The sequence below is a fragment of the Psychrobacter sp. AOP5-GZ1-6 genome, from assembly GCF_052376345.1.
In the GTDB taxonomy this organism is placed as follows: Bacteria; Pseudomonadota; Gammaproteobacteria; order Pseudomonadales; family Moraxellaceae; genus Psychrobacter.
In genome coordinates, this window is the sequence record NZ_JBQSVP010000249.1 from 1 (window position 1) to 1,574 (window position 1,574).

Consider the following 1,574-nt stretch of genomic DNA (forward strand, 5'->3'; position numbering starts at 1 on the left):
ATATCAGCAAGTTGTTTGACCCTTCTTAAATTTTTACCTAGACCCCAATAATTGTAAACTGTTTCAAAAATAGGTTCTTTACCTGTCAAGTTTTTATACGTGGAGGGCATGATTTGAATAAGTCCTGTACCACCAGAGTTTCTTTTATTAGGGGTACCTGTCTCAAATTTCTCTCCACTTTCCCAAGAAAATATAGCCATCAAATTATTTGCTGTTTTCAAATAATTATTTGGCCATAGGTTTTGGCATATCTCAATCACTTTTAGCCTTTCATCGCAATTAAACTTTTTACCCCAAATCAAATCATGTGCTTTACAAATACAGGAACCATTGGTAGTAGTGATATCCTTTGGCGTACCATCAGAGCTATTACTCGGTTTAGTTGTCACGTTTACAGGTATATCTGGCTTGCTTGGTTGAGAAGAACTACTCGTAGATGAACTAGTAGCGCCGCCTGTAAGAATTTTTAGTTTATCACCAGGGTGAATAATATCAGTAATTTTTAAGCCATTAGCACGAGCTAAATCATTAGTATTGACACCATGCTTACGTGCAATACCGCTCAAAGTATCGCCATTTTTCACGGTATAACTACCTGATGTAGATGAAGAGCTAATACCTGAATTAGTACTAGCCGCAGGCGCCCCTCCAGAAGGCTTATCATTTTCCCCACCACTCATAGCTTCATTTAAGTCCTCCAGCTCTCCTTTTGCTTTGTCACCTAACGCGCCTAAACCATTACCTATAGTCTCAAAAGCCCCACCAATAGCGCCGGCCGTGCCTTTCACTATATCAGCTGCAGCATCCATCGCACCATCGAAAAACCCATTTTCTTCTTTATCAGAGGAGGATGGTTTTGACGTGGATATAGGAGTGGGGGTGGATGAGGGCTTCGGTGTCGTGTGAGTCTGTGCTGAACCATCACTACGTAGCTTGATCGTTTGGTCCGCTTGTAATGTTGTTGGATCCGTTATCCCGTTCATACGTTGAAGCTGTTCTACAGATACGCCGCTTCTTTGTGAGATACTAGATAAGGTATCACCTTTTTTAACTTTATAGTGAGTCTGCGAGGTTAACGAGTCAGGTCTATCATTCGTTTTACCCGTCAAACTGCTACCTTTGGGTGGCACTTTGATAACTTGACCTGGAACTATCTTATTAGGGTCTTTAATAGTCGATTTATTAAGCTGCGCTAGTATCTGCCATGTGGTGTCATACATTTTAGCAATCGTATACAGATCTTGACCCTTCTTGATTTCGTACTCATCTTTATTTGACTCAACTTTATGGGTGCTTCTTTTGTAAGAGTTTTGAATTTGATGAAGTGCTTTAAGCTTCGCTACTTGAATATAAAAAGGCGCTTTTATTGTATACGTACCTTTCCTATCTGGTACTTTGATTAATTTTTTAATTACGATCATTTTTTTAGTTAAAGGGTGACGTATATGAACGACTAATATCGTGCCAGGTGGTCGACTGATCGGTGTGCCAAGTCCTTGAGCGTTAGTGGTGTTAGCACTAATCAACTTCCCTAGCTCTCTAACTTCATGATATAAGTTGGGAAAAGGTTGGTT

Annotated in this window: 1 protein-coding gene; it reads right to left on the reverse strand. The window is 40.0% G+C overall.

All coding sequences use genetic code 11. The features are described 5' to 3' along the window. A partial coding sequence (locus ACT3RN_RS15470; protein ID WP_444518812.1) for a LysM peptidoglycan-binding domain-containing protein occupies positions 1 to 1,574 on the reverse strand: 1,574 nt, incomplete at both ends.